The sequence below is a fragment of the Coprobacillus sp. genome, assembly GCF_984815275.1.
Window position 1 is genome coordinate 84,603 of sequence record NZ_CFJNYH010000001.1, and the last position, 17,993, is coordinate 102,595.

The 17,993-nt window shown below is 31.0% G+C and carries 14 protein-coding genes; 8 read left to right on the forward strand and 6 right to left on the reverse strand.

Features of this window, described 5'->3' with window-relative positions; translation table 11 throughout:
* Positions 1-28: 28 nt before the first annotated feature.
* The 7 genes from AC5M21_RS00495 to AC5M21_RS00525 all read left to right on the forward strand — a co-directional run bounded on the left by AC5M21_RS00495 (position 29) and on the right by AC5M21_RS00525 (position 7,107).
* Positions 29-307: a FeoA family protein gene (locus AC5M21_RS00495; RefSeq protein WP_008788746.1), complete on the forward strand. Its 279-nt coding sequence runs from the start codon at positions 29-31 to the stop codon at positions 305-307.
* Positions 267-2,402: a ferrous iron transport protein B gene (feoB, locus tag AC5M21_RS00500; protein WP_117599174.1), complete on the forward strand. Its 2,136-nt coding sequence runs from the start codon at positions 267-269 to the stop codon at positions 2,400-2,402. Before AC5M21_RS00495 ends, feoB begins: the two co-directional genes overlap by 41 nt.
* Before the next feature lie 340 nt (positions 2,403-2,742).
* Positions 2,743-2,883, forward strand: a complete 141-nt coding sequence (locus tag AC5M21_RS00505; protein WP_238637667.1) for a hypothetical protein — start codon at positions 2,743-2,745, stop codon at positions 2,881-2,883.
* Positions 2,859-3,059, forward strand: coding sequence for a PD-(D/E)XK nuclease family transposase (locus tag AC5M21_RS00510; RefSeq protein WP_303320122.1), 201 nt, complete (start codon positions 2,859-2,861; stop codon positions 3,057-3,059). Before AC5M21_RS00505 ends, AC5M21_RS00510 begins: the two co-directional genes overlap by 25 nt.
* A gap of 20 nt (positions 3,060-3,079) precedes the next feature.
* The gene (locus AC5M21_RS00515; RefSeq protein ID WP_117599172.1) at positions 3,080-3,331 is read left to right on the forward strand and encodes a hypothetical protein; all 252 of its coding nucleotides are present in this window, start codon (positions 3,080-3,082) and stop codon (positions 3,329-3,331) included.
* 419 nt (positions 3,332-3,750) lie between these two features.
* Positions 3,751-5,037 (forward strand): RNA polymerase sigma factor, encoded by a 1,287-nt coding sequence (locus AC5M21_RS00520; RefSeq protein WP_117599171.1) that lies wholly within the window; start codon positions 3,751-3,753, stop codon positions 5,035-5,037.
* 105 nt (positions 5,038-5,142) lie between these two features.
* On the forward strand, positions 5,143-7,107 hold the full coding sequence (locus AC5M21_RS00525) for a leucine-rich repeat domain-containing protein (protein WP_117599170.1): 1,965 nt from the start codon (positions 5,143-5,145) through the stop codon (positions 7,105-7,107).
* A 51-nt stretch (positions 7,108-7,158) separates the two neighbouring features.
* Here the strand turns inward: AC5M21_RS00525 and AC5M21_RS00530 are convergent, their stop codons facing one another.
* The 6 genes from AC5M21_RS00530 to AC5M21_RS00555 form a co-directional block, all read right to left on the reverse strand.
* Positions 7,159-8,199: a ribonucleotide-diphosphate reductase subunit beta gene (locus tag AC5M21_RS00530; protein ID WP_302280806.1), complete on the reverse strand. Its 1,041-nt coding sequence runs from the start codon at positions 8,197-8,199 to the stop codon at positions 7,159-7,161.
* 13 nt (positions 8,200-8,212) lie between these two features.
* Positions 8,213-10,720, reverse strand: a complete 2,508-nt coding sequence (locus tag AC5M21_RS00535; protein ID WP_302280805.1) for a ribonucleoside-diphosphate reductase subunit alpha — start codon at positions 10,718-10,720, stop codon at positions 8,213-8,215.
* Between the two features lie 80 nt (positions 10,721-10,800).
* The gene (locus AC5M21_RS00540; protein ID WP_117599168.1) at positions 10,801-11,718 is read right to left on the reverse strand and encodes a DUF6179 domain-containing protein; all 918 of its coding nucleotides are present in this window, start codon (positions 11,716-11,718) and stop codon (positions 10,801-10,803) included.
* Complete coding sequence (locus AC5M21_RS00545) at positions 11,705-12,166, reverse strand: DUF6323 family protein (RefSeq protein ID WP_117599167.1); 462 nt, start codon at positions 12,164-12,166, stop codon at positions 11,705-11,707. The genes AC5M21_RS00540 and AC5M21_RS00545 overlap by 14 nt, the downstream gene beginning before the upstream one ends.
* 200 nt (positions 12,167-12,366) lie before the next feature.
* Positions 12,367-15,900, reverse strand: coding sequence for an Ig-like domain-containing protein (locus AC5M21_RS00550; RefSeq protein WP_302280804.1), 3,534 nt, complete (start codon positions 15,898-15,900; stop codon positions 12,367-12,369).
* Positions 15,901-16,402: 502 nt separating this feature from the next.
* Positions 16,403-16,837, reverse strand: a complete 435-nt coding sequence (locus AC5M21_RS00555; protein WP_028043484.1) for an AraC family transcriptional regulator — start codon at positions 16,835-16,837, stop codon at positions 16,403-16,405.
* 188 nt (positions 16,838-17,025) lie between these two features.
* Between AC5M21_RS00555 and AC5M21_RS00560 the strand changes: the two genes are divergently transcribed.
* Entirely contained in the window at positions 17,026-17,907 is an 882-nt protein-coding gene (locus tag AC5M21_RS00560) for an NAD-dependent epimerase/dehydratase family protein (protein WP_117598984.1), read from the forward strand.
* The last annotated feature ends 86 nt before the right edge of the window (positions 17,908-17,993 follow it).

Sequence of the window (17,993 nt, forward strand, 5' to 3'; positions counted from 1 at the left end):
CCTAAAATATGTTAAAAAGGATGATTTTATGAATTTAAATGATTTGCCTATAGGTGCAAAAGCAAAGGTCGCAACACTTACTGCTACCAACAGTATGCGTCGTCGCCTTCTTGATATTGGTCTCATTAATGGAACTGTTGTTGAATGTTTAGGACGTAGCCCTCAAGGTGATCCGTCAGCTTATTTTATTCGTGGTGCAGTGATTGCAATTAGAAGTGAAGATTGCCAAGATATTATGATAAAAGATATGATGGAGGCTGAAAAGATTGAAGGAAGATATCCAATCAAAAGAACTCAAAAATGTTGAATTAGAGATTATCAAACAATCTCCTGATGCAAAAGTCATTGCTTTAGCAGGAAATCCAAATGTTGGAAAGAGTACTGTTTTTAATAACTTAACAGGTATGAATCAGCATACTGGTAACTGGCCTGGTAAAACTGTCAGCAATGCACAAGGTTATTGTTCTACTGAAAAACATGATTATGTGATGGTTGATATTCCTGGTACTTATTCTCTTATGGCGCATTCTGCTGAAGAGGAAGTTGCACGTAATTTTATTTGTTTCGGACATCCAGACTTGACTGTTGTTGTTTGTGATGCAACTTGTTTAGAAAGAAATCTTAACCTTGTTTTACAGACTATAGAAATCTCTTCAAATGTCATTGTTTGTGTCAATCTGATGGATGAAGCTATCCGTAAAAATATTCATATCAATTTACCATTGCTTTCTCAAAAACTTGGTGTTCCTGTCATCAGTACTGTTGCTCGCCAAAAAAAATCTTTAGACCGTTTCCTGAAATGTCTTGATGATACTATTGATACAAAAGAGCATCATGAATACATTTCAATCACATATCCCCGTCTTTTAGAAAAAGCTATTGCAATGATTCAGCCTATTTTAGAAGAAAGATTACAAGGTCAATTAAATACTCGCTGGTTAAGTCTTAAACTCCTAGAACAAGATCCATCTTTATTAGTTGAAATAGATCATCATTTAGGAACTGATTTCTTAAAACAAGAAGAACTTATTTCAGCTATAAATATTGCTCAAGAACTCTTACAAAAACATAATATTGATACAGCAACAATTAAAGATCAAATTGTCTCATCACTTGTTCATGTGGCAGAAGACATATGTCAAGATGTTGTCACATATGAAGATGCTGCTTACAATCAAAAAGACCGCAAAATCGACCATATTCTGACAAGTCGTTGGACTGGCTATCCAATCATGTTAGCCCTCTTAGCTATTATATTCTGGTTAACCATGACTGGTGCCAATTATCCATCACAAGTTTTATCAGATATCCTCTTTTATATCCAAGATAGATTAACCGATTTATTTATGTACTTTCATGCTCCTGCATGGTTACATGGTGTTTTGGTTCTAGGTATTTATCGTGTTTTAGCTTGGGTTGTCTCTGTCATGTTACCACCAATGGCTATTTTCTTCCCACTCTTTACATTACTAGAAGATGTTGGATATCTTCCCCGTATCGCCTATAATCTTGATAAACCTTTTAAATGCTGTTGTGCTTGTGGAAAACAAGCATTAACAATGTGTATGGGATTTGGGTGTAATGCTGCTGGAGTCATTGGCTGCCGTATTATTGACTCACCACGTGAACGATTACTTGCTATTATTACAAATAACTTTGTTCCTTGTAATGGTCGTTTCCCTACGCTGATTGCAATTATTACAATGTTCTTTGTAGGGAGTGCTGGCATCTTTTCATCAGTTTTATCTGCCCTCTTTCTCACTGGTCTTATTTTACTTGGCATCATTATGACATTTATGGTTACAAAGTGTTTATCTAAAACCTTATTAAAAGGTGTTCCTTCTTCCTTTACTTTAGAATTACCACCTTATCGTAAACCCCAGATTGGAAAAATTATTATTCGTTCACTTTTTGATCGTACATTATTTGTTTTAGGAAGAGCTGTATGTGTTGCTATCCCAGCTGGTCTTATCATCTGGTTGATGGCTAACATTATGATTGGTGACATGAGTTTACTCAATCACTGTGCTCAATTTCTTGATCCTTTTGCAAAATTATTAGGATTAGATGGTGTTATCTTAATTGCATTTATTCTCGGTTTACCTGCCAATGAAATTGTCGTTCCTATTATCATCATGGCCTATCTTGCTCAAGGAACTATTCTTGATATGAGCAATCTTGTTGAACTAAAGGCTTTACTTGTTCAAAATGGTTGGACATGGATAACTGCAATTAGCACAATGTTATTTTCATTAATGCATTGGCCTTGCTCAACAACCTTAATGACAATCAAAAAAGAAACTGGTAGTTGGAAATGGTCTATCGTTTCTTTCGTTGTGCCAACTCTTATTGGTTTACTTGTTTGTTTCCTTTTTGCTCAAACTGCATATTTCTTTGTATAATCAAAAATCCAGAAACTCAAAAAACTTATATGCATATAAGATATACTATGCCTTTCTTGTAATTTATAGCGATTATTCATATGAAAAATATAAATTTCTTTTCTATAATTCAAACAATTGAAACACTCAATGATTGAATCATATTATTTCATCTTTTTAAAATAAATTCATATGATAATTATGTGACTTGTTTGTTCTCTCATAGTTTTAGTATATTGCATTGAAATTCTAAATTTAGTGAAAAAATGAATTATTTTCAAATAAATAAGAAAAATGACCCTTCAAACTTGTAGTGATATGTACCCTCATTACTGGACAAACCAGTAAGCAGGGTTTTTATATGACTAAGAAAAATTATATTTCTGATTTTAAAAATAATATGCTTTTTGATGATCTTGACTGTCTCTATCTGCTTACATACTCATTGAAAACATTATTCATGTCAACTGTTCCAAGATTACTGTCAGCAATCCTGATTTAAATCCTCATTCTCTTGATGATAAAGATATGATTCTAGACATCAAAGTGAGAACTGCTGAAAATGGAGACATTAATATCGAAATGCAGAATTCTCATTTCAGTCAGTATCTCTATCAAAGATTTCAGGTTTATGGTGCCCAGATATGGCATATCGGCGCAATCTTAATCGCAAAGTGAGACTTTCAGAGAATAGAGATATGTATGAAAAGAGACATCATGAAGGAATTGAAGAAGAACGTCAGGAAAATTTATATCATAATGTTCTTAAGTTTTTTCAGTGTTCATTCCCACAGGAAGAAAGCTCATTTTTAGAAGGACTCATTTATGAGGTCTATGAAAAAATACTGGATATGTTATTTAGCGGTCAATCGCTGGAAGATATGAAAAAAATAATTAAAATGAATCAAGAGAGTAAAGATGTATTGATTTTCTTAAAAGTGTATGAATAATCATACACTTTTTAGGTTCTTTTTATAATTGTTGTCATATATCTACATATATGACATTTCTGTAATTACGCTCCACTGATCAACTTTTATAAACTTCTTTCCATCCTACTTTACCATGTATTTTTGTATACTCAGAAGTTTTTGAAATAAATGAGAATATACAAAGGAACATATTCTTCTCTTGTCACATAATAACTACAACATTTAAGAATTGATTATTATTTTTATCTTTAAATCTTCTTAATTAATTCCTAAATTTGTCTATTTTCTATACGTAATCAATATTTATCTATGCGGAAATATGTCGTATTCACTATAATTCACTCTTAATAACACTTTTTCTATAAATATGTCAAGTCTTGTAAATCAATTTCTTTTATGACAAGATAATAATAAGCAAACAAAAAAGGAGAAACACAATGGCAAAACAAAAAAGGATTCATAAAAGTACAATTATAAAACTACAAGCTGGGCAAGAAAAAGCATTTGATAAAATCTATGAAGCTTACAAAGATCGTTTTTATTTTATGGCATACAATTTTTTAAAAAATGAAGACGATGCAAAAGATGCAGTACAAGATATATTCATAAAAATCCTTCAAGACATCAAAGATTTAAAACATCCTGAAGCCTTTCATGTCTGGTCTTATCGATTAGCCTATCATATCTGTTTACAAACAGCATCACAAAAAAGAACTCATGAAGATGATTATAATTCTTCAATGGAAGAGTATGAAGATGAACAAATGAATATCACTCATGAAGTGATTCATAAAGAAGTCAGTGAATATATCTTAGACATTATCCAAGCAATGCCTACATCATTACGCTCTGTTTGCCTCCTTAGATTTTATGAACAATTAAGTGTAAAGGAAATAGCTGAAATCTTAGATGTTTCAGAAAATGCAGTTAAATTAAGAATCAGAAGAGCAAAGAATTATATCAAAGATGAATTAGAATTGAAAGGCATAACACCTGGTGTCATTTCATCAGCATTAGATCCAAATGCTTTATTATTACTTTTTGTAACATGTCAAAACTTGCATACTTTATCACTTACAACAAGCAAATCTATTGCAGCTGCGATTACAAACGAAGTCTCATTCACAGCAGGAGCAACTGTTTCTACAACTTCACTCACAATCGCAACACTTGTCACAACTCTTGCGATTACTGGAGGAGCAATCATTTATAATTTATCAGATGAAGAACCAAAAACTCCCCCTCTTCAAGAAATGCAAGAAGAACCAAGCAAAATTGTTGATTTTCACTATCCTCAAGAGTATACCAATCAGCCAATTTCTTTAGAAGTCAAAACAACCAATCAAAACTATGATTACATAACTATTAACAACAAAAATACAACAACAATTCATAGTAATGGAATCTATACAGTTTCATTAATCAAAAATAATCAAGTTATTGATTCTAAAGAATTAACCATTCATACAATTGATACATCAAGTCCTGATAAGAAATCTATTACAAAAGATGGAGATATATATACAATTGTCTTTAAAGATAATTTATCAATGATAAATAAGAACTCTATTGAAATCTTTGCAAATGAACAAAAAATATATAATTATACTTTTAATGAAGAGACTCAAACTCTTGAACTCCCTATGGATAGTCAATACCTTTATCGCATCAATGTCGCTGATAAAGCAGGTAATTATACATATCTCACAACAACAAGTGATTAACAAAATATAAAATATTAAATTTTTTATTGAATTATGACACTTTTTTCTTTTAAAGATACCTTATATATTGAAAGGGTTTAAATTATAATGAAATGAGGAAAAAAGATGATAAAAAGAAAACTAAGAATTTTAGGAATACTATGTATGTGTTTCACAATGACACTAGGAATAACGAAAATTCCTGTTTCTGCCACAGAAACAAGCATAAAATCTTATGCACTCACACCAGAGAGTGATTTTGTTATTGATAGCGGTGGAACAATCACAAAATATACTGGTTCTTCAACAAATGTCAATATACCAGCAACCATTAATGGAATTCAAGTCACTTCAATAGGCTCATCAGTTTTTGCGCATAAAGATACTGTTAGCGTTATTATACCAAATGGTGTCACAAGTATTCAGATCTATGCATTTGATGATTGCATTTTTCTTGAGAATGTAACCTTGCCTGAAGGACTATTAAATATACAAGATAGTGTTTTTAATGGTTGCACTAAACTTGAAAATATAACAATCCCAAAAAGTGTAATAAATATAGGAACATATGCATTCAGAAACTGTGAATCCTTGCAAAGTATAACTATACCAGAAGGTGTTAAAGAAACAGGTGAAGAAATCTTTAAGCAATGCAAATCACTCAAAAATGTAACCCTGCCAAAAAGTCTTACGAAAATATCTGATGAAATGTTTTATGGATGTGATGTTCTTGAGAATATAATAATTCCAGAAAACGTCACTGATATTGGAGTCAATGCATTTTATCATTGCCCAGTTCTCAAAAACATCAACATTCCCAAACATATAACCAGTATAGCTGATGGAACTTTTTCGTATTGCAGTGGACTTGAAAGTATAACGATTCCTGATGGAGTCACAAGCATTGGAAAGGACGCATTTTCTAATTGTACAGCATTAAAAAATATAGTTCTTCCAAAAGGGGTTACAAACATTGGAAACGATGCATTTAAAAGCAGTGGTCTAAAAAGTATAACAATTCCTGAAGGAATAACGAGTATAGGAAATGGTGCATTTGGATATAGTGCTCCTTTTGAAACCCAAAATCAATTAAACAACGTTCTTATTATAAGTGATGATCCAGAACATCCAGATATAACTCATTTGGAATTAGATAAAATTGATACGCAATCAAATCGTTCTCTTAATTGGTATAGAGGTATTGTCAAACCAGAAATAAACGTCAAACAATCAGAAATAAAATCATATACATATGAAGAATCTGAATTTTATTTAACAGATATCTTTGAATATAAACATATCACCAAAATATACCAAGATAAAACAGGAACGACTGAATACACTGGAGATGATATTATTATTCCTGAACAATATTTAATTCCAGATCCAACATATTCTATTGTTGGAACACCAACAAGTCATGATACAAAAGTAGAGAACGGAAAACTTTATATTGGAAGTGATGAAACAGCAACCAATCTCAAAGTTAAGATAAAATTTGGAACACTAGAAAAAGAAACAAATATCAATAGAATTCCTCTTCACTCTATTTCAATGAAGACTCTACCAAAATCAACATATACTGATGGCGAAAAATATGACCCAACAGGATTAGTCATAAGTATCAAATATGATGATGGAAAAACAATAGATATCAAATACAATGATACAACAAAGAGTGATTTTACATTTAATGTAGATAAAATAACATTATCTACTTCTAAACAAATCATTACATATAGAGGAAAGATTGTTGAACATATCTTAACAATCACTGCCAAACCAATAGATGAACCTCAGACTCCTGAAACACCAAATATTGATGTACCCCAAAATCCAGAAATCCCAACAAACAATAAACCGCAGGATATAGTAAATAATCCTAATAATATGAATACCTCTCATAAAAATATTAATTTTCATATAAACAGAACTGAAAATGGAATTATCTATGATGAGTTTGGAAATAGAGTTGATAAATATGGAAATATAATTCAGACAAGTGATGAAACTTCTTTATTCATATATTTAGGAATAACTATATTGAGTGGATGTGTTATTATCATTTTGAAAAAGAAATATTTAAAGTAAACAAAATGAGAATAGTCTTTCTCTATAAAGAGATTGACTATTCTTTTTCTTTTATAAATCATCTTCTAAAGCACTTGATTTCGCATAAGCACTTGAACGTGCTTCAAAGAAATCTGTTTTAATATCATTGGCATTACTATAAATGCTAACCCATTTCATAGATTCAGGTTCTTGCATGTAACCATCAAATAGCGGTTCAAAGTTTAAAGCTTGAGCACGGAAGTTTCCAAGATAGTGAATATAATCACTGACCATCTTCATTGTTAAACCTTCAATACGATCACCAAGCACATATTGTCCCCATGCAATTTCTTCCTCGACACCACGTTTCATCATATTTCTATAAACCTCTATTTTATCGGGAGTAAAAAGATCAGGTTCTTCTTTTTGAAGTTCTAAAATCATGTTTCTAAATAACCACAGATGGGTGTTTTCATCACGATTGATATAGCGAATTTCTTGAGCAGATCCTGGCATCTTTCCCATTCTTCCTAAATTATAAAAGAACATGAACCCCGAATAGAAATAGATACCTTCTAATATATAATTGGCAATAATTGTCTTCATAAAATGAAAACTATCTTTGTGTTCTAAAAATGCATTATACTGTTCTCCAATAAATTCATTTCTTTTTAAAAGATGTTCATCATATTTCCATTGATATAAAATTTCATCTCGTTCAATTGGTGAACAGATTGAATCTAACATATAACTATAACTTTGTGAATGAACTGCCTCTTGGAATGCTTGGATTGTTAAACATAAATTAATTTCATTGGCAGTGATATACTCACCGACGTTAGGAAGATTCGCTGTTTGCAGTGAATCTAAGAAAACCAGAAAAGATAGTATCTTATCATAAGCTGTTTTCTCATATTCATTTAATAAGCGATAATCTTTAATATCCTGTGTCAAATTGATTTCTTCAGGAATCCAAAAATTATTCATTGCCTGACGATACCAATCACTCACCCAACTGTATTTCATATTGTTAAAATCATTAAGGTTTGTTGTATTTCCATTCATCATGCGACGCTTTCTCACGTCAATATCTCCAGATGCATTAAATAAAGCTTTACGTTTTAATTCCATTATATTTCCTCCCTTATGCACTACATGATTCACATTCTTCAACTTCTAAAGATTGACTACGTACATAATAAAGTGTTTTCACACCTTTTTCCCAAGCCAATATATATAAATCTAAAAGTCTTCTAAATGTAAATTCATTGGTTATATAAAGATTGACCGATTGTGATTGATCAATATGTCTTTGTCTCACTCCGGCTGCTTCAATGACCCATTTTTGATCAATATGATGAGCATTTTTATATAACCAGAATGTCTTCATGTTTAAGTCAGGAGCAACTCTTGTGATCATACTGCCCTTTTTTTCTTCCATGAAAAATTTCTTCATAATAGGATCGACTGCTGCTGTTGTTCCTGCAATAATTGATGTTGAGCTTGTTGGTGCAATCGCTAATAAATACCCATTCCTTAAACCATATTTATGAATTTCATCTTGCAAGACTCTCCAAGATGTACTTTGATAATGTCTTTTTTCAAAATATGAACCTGTATCAAAATCACTGCCCTCAAAATAATCATATTTTCCTTTTTCTTTAGCAAGAGCACATGATGCTTCTAAAGCATAATAATTGATTTTTTCATAGAGTTGGTCAACAAACTCTAAATGTTCATGACTTTCAAAAGTCATGCCTAATTTCACTAACATATGATGATAGCCACTTGTTCCAAGTCCTACTGGACGATATTTTTGATTTGTTATTTTTGCATAAGGAACAGGATAATAATTTAAATCAATCACATTATCTAATGCTCTCATGACAACATGTATAATATGCTGTAACTCTTCATCATTTGTCACATCAATATGTCCTAGTGTTAAAGAGGCTAAATTACAAACCACAAAATCTCCTGGTTTGGTCTTTTCAACAACAATTGTTTCTCCATTGATTTGTACTTCTTCATGTGGCAAGATTTCCATAGCACTCATATTTTGAGCAATTTCACTACAAAGATTGCTACAATAAATCATTCCTTGATGAGCATTAGGATTCATACGATTCACATGATCACGATTAAAAGCAAATGGTGTCCCAGTTTCTACGAGAGATTTAATAATCAATCTAATGATATCCTTAACTGACATCACACGTTTAGAAATACGTTTATCTTCTACACACTCATAATATTTTCTTTCCCATTCTTCACCATAAGTATCTTCAAGATAGTATCCCTTCACTTCATAAATTTCATGGGGACACATCATATACCATGATGCATCTAAATCACATTTTGCAAGTTTCCAAAATAAATCTGGATAACAGACAGCTGGGAAAATATCATGAGCCTTCATACGATCATCACCATTATTTGTACGAATCTGTAAAAACTCTGGTAAATCACGGTGCCAGGCATCTAAATAAACTGCGGCAGCTCCTTGACGCACACCTAATTGATCAACTGCAGTTGCTGTATCATTGACTAATTTTAACCAACGAATCACACCTCCAGCAGCACCCTTAAAACCTCTAATACTGCTTCCATTGGCACGAACTTTTCCAAAATAAAGTCCCATTCCACCACCATGCTTAGAAACCTTTGCAAAATTATCCAAACTCTTATAAATACCCGCTAATGAATCATCAACAGTATCAATAAAACATGAACTCATCTGATGAAATGGTTTTCTAGCATTTGACATTGTGGGCGTCGCCATTGTGACTTTCAATGTACTTAAAATATCATAAATTTCTTTTGCCCATTTGACTTTCTCTTTTTCCTTCATTGCCAAATGCATGGCTATTCCCATAAACATTTCTTGCGGTTTTTCTAAGATATCTCTATTTCTATCTTGAATCAAATAACGCTTCATAATTAATTCTAAACCACTATATGTGAAAACTTCATTTCTTTCATCTTGCATATAACTTTCTAATTCTTGAATATCTTTATGAGAATAATGTTCCAAGATGTAATCACCATAATAATTCTCTTTAGTTAAATAAACCAATTTATCATAAAAAGAATGAATATCCATAGTTTCCATCTTTTCATCTATTCTTTGATGAATATCATAAGTTAAGAATCTTGCTGAAATCTTTTCCCATTCAGGAGCATCTTTACTGATCAGTTCTACACTTGCTTTCATTAACATCTTAAAAGCATCATGCTGACTCATACCTACTTTATAAAATGTTTTTAATTTTATCAATAACAATTGTAGAGAATATTCTGTTTGAGGATAATCTTTTTGTATTTTTATCAAAAGAGATTCTATGCTATCATCACTTAACATCTGCATAAGCTCATCAATAACAATTCTTAAATGATGATGCTTTTCACGATAAAGAATATAAGCCTTTGCAACTTGTAAATAGCCATGTCGCATTAAGGCCTCTTCTACTTTATCTTGAATATATTCAACACTGGTTTTCTCTTGAATCTGATTTTCAACATCATTTAAAATATTTTCTAAATGTTGTTGATTTATTGTTTCATGTATTCCCTTAAATGCTTTTATAATCGCATTCTTAATTTTATGTCTATCATAATCCTGATAAAGACCATTTCTTTTTTGTATTAACATTTCATCCACATCCTTCAATGCATTCTAACATATCTTAAAAAGAGTCTTCCACTCATATGCTTGAAATAAACACAGATATCTTAAAATGCACAAGCAACTGCTTTTTTTAGAGTATGAAATTGGTTATGTTGATGTAAATAAGAAACCAGATCATTTAATATATATGTAAAATAAATCAATATCTCTTGTTGATGATGAGTTTCTAAACTCTTTATTAATATTTGAAGTTGTCTATATAAGATATCATAAAGTTCTTTTGAAGAATAAGATGATAAAACTTGATAAAGTTGATTGATTTCTTCTTGATTTTGAAATAACAAGTCATAATGAAAGCCTATCAAACTTTTCATTAAAAGCTGGTTCATAAAAAGCAACGAAATATTATCAATTATTCCATCATTATAGAAACAATAGCCCCTTAAGACCTTTTCAATATCACTTTGTTGAAAACAATTTAAGAAATCATGTTCTATTTCTAAATAATGAACATATTCAATCAATCTTTCTAAACCAACTTGTTTTAAAGGATAACAAGTTGGATAATCCAAAGTTAAAATGATATCCTGACTACAATAATCAAAGTTATAAACATCAAAAAAAGCCGTTAATCCTTTTGTTATTGTTTCTTGATAAATATCTAAAGATATATTTAATTTATGACTTTGTAATTCTTGAACTTGTAAATAGAGATTATGAACATGTTGTAATAAGTGATAATGACTCTGTTTAAAGACCTCAACGATACCCTGAGTCTTAAGCATCTCTATCATATCTTGCATATCCATATTTCGCATATAAAAAGATAAAGTATAGAGAATAGAATCCATTAGACTTTGAGCTCTTTCTTTAGATACTGATGAATCTCCACCTGTATATCTTCTCATCTTTTCCATGAAAACTTCTATCATGCCTTGAGTCATTTTATCTTTGATTTCAATTGGTAGAAACTCTGAATCTAACAATTCTTCAAATGAAATGATTTTCTTAGATATCTCCATACGCTAACCCCTCATAAATATCATTTCTACTATTTAAATCGTCCATTAATGTATTCAACTGTTCCTCTGATAAATAATATAACGACCCTTGACAACACCCATCAAACGCTATCTTCATATAATGAATAATCTCTTCATCAGTTAAATAATCTTCAGTTGCATCTCGATAATAATAGAAAATTTCTAAAAGTTGATTGATTGTTTCTACATAGTTATATTTATGAATAAATAAACTATCACAAAACTCATAGATGATTTGTTGTAAGATTGTTGAATGAAATTCTACCCTCCCAACATCTTGTAAGACTTTATGTTGCATTTCTAATAAACCTTCAACATCTTGTGGTGTGAGAGTCAATCCATACTGTATTGACAGCTCATTACACTTCATAATCTGATTGATTTCTTCCTCTTTTTTAACGACTTGTAACTGCATAATTTTATCCATATATTTTCCTCCTTTATACTTAATACACCTATTATATGAAAATGACAAGACTTGAAAAAACAGCCATTTTGTGGTATGATAAAGGTACAAAAGAAGACAAATATATAAAATATATTCAAGCAACACTTAAATAAAGAGTTGTTTTTTTATTTTCATCATTCAACAGAAAAAGGGATAGTTTCATTCTATCCCAAAATAGATCAATTATATTTTTTGTGTTTGAATATCATACACATAATTAACAATGAAGATATTGCTAACATAATAATAAAATAATTTATAGATGTTGTATCATCTGACATAACTATATTATGATTATTTTTTTGATTCATAATATTTTTATCAGCTATGCCATCTCCGTTTGTATCAATATTGTAATCTGCAATGAAGTCACCATTCACATCTATATTTATATCTGGTTTCCCATCGCCATCTATATCAATATTGATGTCTGCTTTACCATCACCATCTGTATCAATATTGATATCTGCTTTACCATCGCCATCTGTATCAATATTGATGTCTGCTTTTCCATCACCATCCACATCTATATTAATATCAGATTTGCCATCACCATTTATATCTATATTAATATTTGTGATATTAAACTGTGTTTCTAATGATGATTCATAATTTCCTTTTCCTTTAATAACAACTGTTGCTACTCCAACATCCACATTATTCTTATATTCTACAGTATAATCGACACCTTCTATAAGAATTTTATCACCATCTTTTACAATTATAGGCGGCTTGATTTCACTTCCTGTATATGGATGATTTACTATTTTTTCTACTGTTAATTTCTCATCATTATTATTTAATTTTTTTGGTAATATAGATGCTTCATCTTTCACATCTATATATGATGTTTTCTCTCCATTTGGTTGTTCAAAATAATATTTCTTTGCAAGTTCTTCACTTAATAATATCTTTGCTTGAGCATCAACATATTTACCTACATCTTTTTTTGGAAAAGTAGCAATAATTTCAATATTATTTATAAAATCTTGGAGATCTTCTTTTGCTATTCCTAAAAGTTTCAGAGTTTGATAATCTATTGATGCACTACGATTTCCATCATAATATTTATCCAATATATCAAGCCACTCACAAGTCAATTTTTTCTTTCCTGCATGCACTGTAATATTTTGTGTTGCATCATTATATGCTCCATTTCCTGGTCTTGTCACAGTGATGACTGCTTCTCCTGGCCCTACAATATGGACATTTCCATCTTTATCTACTCTTAAAACATCTTCATTTGATGAACTGTAGATTGGTTTATTATCTGTATCTCGACCCTCAAGTTTGAGATGAAAGTCATCTCCATAAATCTTATCTAATATATCCCCAGGTGCTACAACTCTATTTTCTGACATATCAGTTACCTTAATTGGTGTTCCACCTTTATTTATATCCCCTTGATTGACGGGTGTCACTTGAATCTTTTCTGAATCTACCTTGCTTTCCTTATAGTTTGTTCCTCCTAAATATTCTACAGTGATAACCTGTTCTCCATTCTTACTATATTTCCCTCCATCATCTGTTGGTGTCCATTTCATAATTGCCATGCTTTGTTCAAACCCAGCCCCATTAGAATTTGGGGCTTTGACTAATTCTACTGGATCTCCATATTTCTCACCATTGATATAAAATTGTACTTTTCCAGTTGGTGCCTTACATGTTAAAGCTTCCTTGTTATTGGGAGAAACATAGGCAGTCAATTCTATTTCTTGATCTGCAGCAATTTCATTCTTACTTCTCTTCACCTCTGTATTAATGATACTATCTGCTTTCACAATTTCAGCGTATTTGTAATAAGCACGATGGCCCCAAAAACTATCTTTAAAACCTATAGAATTTGCATATTCTGTTGAAGTAATAATAAGTTGATATTTCCCTACATTGGCATTTGTACCTGATATAATTTCCTCTGAGCCAGACGGTTCAAGTGTCTCACTGTCTAACAATTGTGATTGAATAGACATTTTACTGATATCTGTTAACTGTCCATTTGTTGGTATAGGAACATTTATACCTCCAGCAATGGCGGAATTTAAGAAATTGTGTTGTTGCTGGGCAGTAAAACTTAATCCATCATATCTCTTATAAAGACGATCAGATTCATTAATAATTGAATTATCTACAGAAAATGTCACATATTGCTTTAAGATAGAATCTTGCTTAGCATCAGTAACAAAGAATGAATCCATTGGAATTTCCTTACCATCACTACCTTTAATTCCTAAATCTACACGTACTTCAGTTGCTGATCCACTTTCAGGAAGCCAAAAATATAGTCCACCTTTTTCATCTGTGTATGATGGCATTCCATAATTTGTTTCTACACCATTGATAGACATTTTCATACTGTCTACAAGAGTATCAGGAAGATTGTAACCTTTCAAATCAATTTTAGTCATAAAAACCTTAGTTGTCATTTCCAAATTACCCCAAGCATAAGTATCACCATTATTTTTACCTTGAAATTTACCTGGACCAGAGAGACGGATTGAACCACCAGTAACAATAACATCACCTCCCAATCCACCAATATCATAAAAACCTGATTTAGAAACTGGTAATAATGTTCCTCCAGTGATTTTGATTGTCTTTCCTATATTCGTACTTTGACATCCTTGTCCAAAAGCATTACTATGTGTGAATCCTTCTGCTCTTAGATATCCTCCATTTATATTCATGTCACCTGCAATTGTTGACTTTGGAGTTTTACATAATATAACATCCGTCAAAGTATATGTCACTGATTTATTTGACATACCACCACAATATGTACATCCTCCACCAAATCCAGCACCATGAAATGATCCATAAGCTTCTATATTTCCACCATTAACAGTTGTTATTGTTCCACCACCAGCATGTCCCCCACCTATTCCAGCACCAGCTCCATGAGTCTGGTCATTAGGTCCATATGCTCGAGCTATAATCTGTCCACCATTAAATGTCATATTTCCACTATTTTCAATTGCTGCTCCACCAATTGCAGATGCACGATAACCACCATTAACTATAAGCTGACCCGGATTTGAACTATCTAGTATTGTTAAACGATCGCCTTTTTGTACTTTGGTACCATCCATTAAGGTTACATCTCTTGAAACCCTTCCTTGTTCTGGAGCAACAAAATTTCCATTAATATCTACATTTCTACGTTCATCATCTATAGTTAGAGACGATCCTTCTCCACATCGCAATCCTGGCAAATGAGCAGTTGCATTTGTTGTTGCCTGTAATGAATTATGGCTTCCATCAGCCAATGTCAGATGTAAAGATGTTGGATTGCCTATATTGGTTGGAATATTTACTGGAAGACTACCATTAATATTAACATTATTAAATGTCAAGTCTGCATGATTGCCTGGTTCAATATATATTCCCGATGTTGTTGTTTGAGATGTTGATAGAGTTAATGGAGTGGATGTTTTAATTATTAATGCTTTCACAACAAGATTTTTGATACCACCACTTTTAGGAAGATCCTTATCAGTAACTGCACTTTCATTAATACCATATCCTTGTATATAATATGTGACATCTCCATATTCATAATCAATACCATAGGTACCACCGGTCACAATAAAATCACCTATATTATTCTGATTGGCAGCTTTAATACCATACTTCGTTACGTATGTAATAGAAATTGCAACAACGACAAATATAATTAATGATAATTTTTTATAGTGCTGTATTAAGTTATACTTCAATCTCATGATTCATTAACTGTATGTTACTTACTTTTAGCAGATGTAAGTTTCATACTTTTCCTTTCACTAATATATTTATAAATCTTTATAAAATAAATATTGGTCCATCTCTACTTTTATAAATACTAAACTCTATAAAAACAAAGTCTTTGGTATGATAATCAAAGAATGTCTTTGTCGTTTTAAAAAAAATAGCAATGAATACATTCCAAACGAAACATAGAAATTGTTTCACCTTTTTAAAATACTTATTAATCAAATCATTCTCCTTTCCTCGTACTTCAAAGTAGACAAAAAAAGAGCAGAGAATTATCTTCTCTGCCTTATGGTTTTAACAAATTCTATTTGATTTATTTATGATTTTAGCATATATAAATAGTCTTTTAAAGTCTACTATTACGAACTTTTATTAACGCTTTCATTATAACATAGTTTTACAATTATTTGTATTATTTTGGAAAAAATTGATTCTAACACATCTTTTTTATTAATACAATTTATATTATTTAAGTGGAATACAGAATTCACACAAATGATTCTTGATTTTGTTCATAGCATAGCGTTCAAGAATTGGTTTCTTTTCATCAATTGATAGATTTTCTGCCAGCTTTGGAATTTGAATCCAAAAATCCTGGACACCTTGAGCAGTATGAGGTACTTCAAATATTGCATATTTTCCATCATCAATCAATCGGCTTGGCAAAATATCATTTTCAGTTTCATCAACAATAAGACCTACATCATATCGCAACTGATCAGCAGGAACAATTTGAGGATTATCTAATGCAATCCCTAAAATAACTGATTGATCATTTAATAAATGATTATCTTTTAGAAACTGTTTAAAAGTCTCCATTAACTCTTTATTTTTGAGTCCATATTCACCAACATGACGCATATAAATCATAGTCACATTCTTAAATTCTTCAATTTTCATAATCTTATTCTCCTATTCTTCATAGTTGATGTCGACTTCAACATAATCATCGTAAATCCTATTCATATGATTTTCAAGAAAATTTTTAAAAAATATTGATATATATACCGTATACATTGAATTGATTGCTTATAAATGATTATCCAATTATAATATATATATCTTATGAAAATCTAAGGAGAATAATTATGGATGTATTGGTTTTTGGAGGTACACGTTATTTTGGTGTTCATTTAGTCAACGAATTAATTAAGAAAGGATATCATGTCACTATTGCTACAAGAGGAATGACACCTGACTCTTTTGGAACAAGTGTAGAAAGAATACATGTAGATCGTTATGATACCAATCAATTAAAAGATATATTTAAGGATAAAGAATTTGATATTGTTTATGATAATCTAGCGTACTCATCTCAGGATATTGAAACTCTTTTCAATTCTTTACATTGTCATCGTTATATCCTAACATCATCAAATGCGGTTTATCCTTTTCAATTAAATACAAAGGAAGATGATTTCATAGCAGCTCATCATGTTTTAAAAATGGGTGTAAGGAGTTCATTTTCTTATGATGAAGGGAAACGTCAGGCTGAAAGTGCTATCGTCCAGTTACATCCACAACAGAAAACAACAAGAGTTCGTTTTCCAGTTGTGTTGGGAAGAGATGACTATACAAAACGTTTGTATTTTTATGTTGAACATATTTTCAAAGGTGTTCCTATGTATATAGATGAATTCACAACATCATTCAATTTCATATCCTCGCATGATGCTGGTGCTTTTTTGGCTTATTTAAGTGATAAAGATATATTCGAAGCCATAAATGCATGTAGCCCACAATCCATAACATTACAAGAAATTTTCGATTATATTGAAGACCATACTGGTAAAAAAGCTATAATAACATCTGATGGAGATAAGGCACCATTTAATGATATACAGTCACATAGTTTAAATGTAAAAAAAGCTCAAGATATCGGTTTTCATTTCACTCCATTATCTGATTGGTTATTCCCGCTTATTGACTTTTATATTTGCCAGGTATCAAAAGATGAACATAATATTTAAAAGTATTTTTACAATGACTATCCAACATAGCTCTATATGAGGAATGGACAAAAACTCATTTCTGTTCCTTACTATAAAGCTTTTTT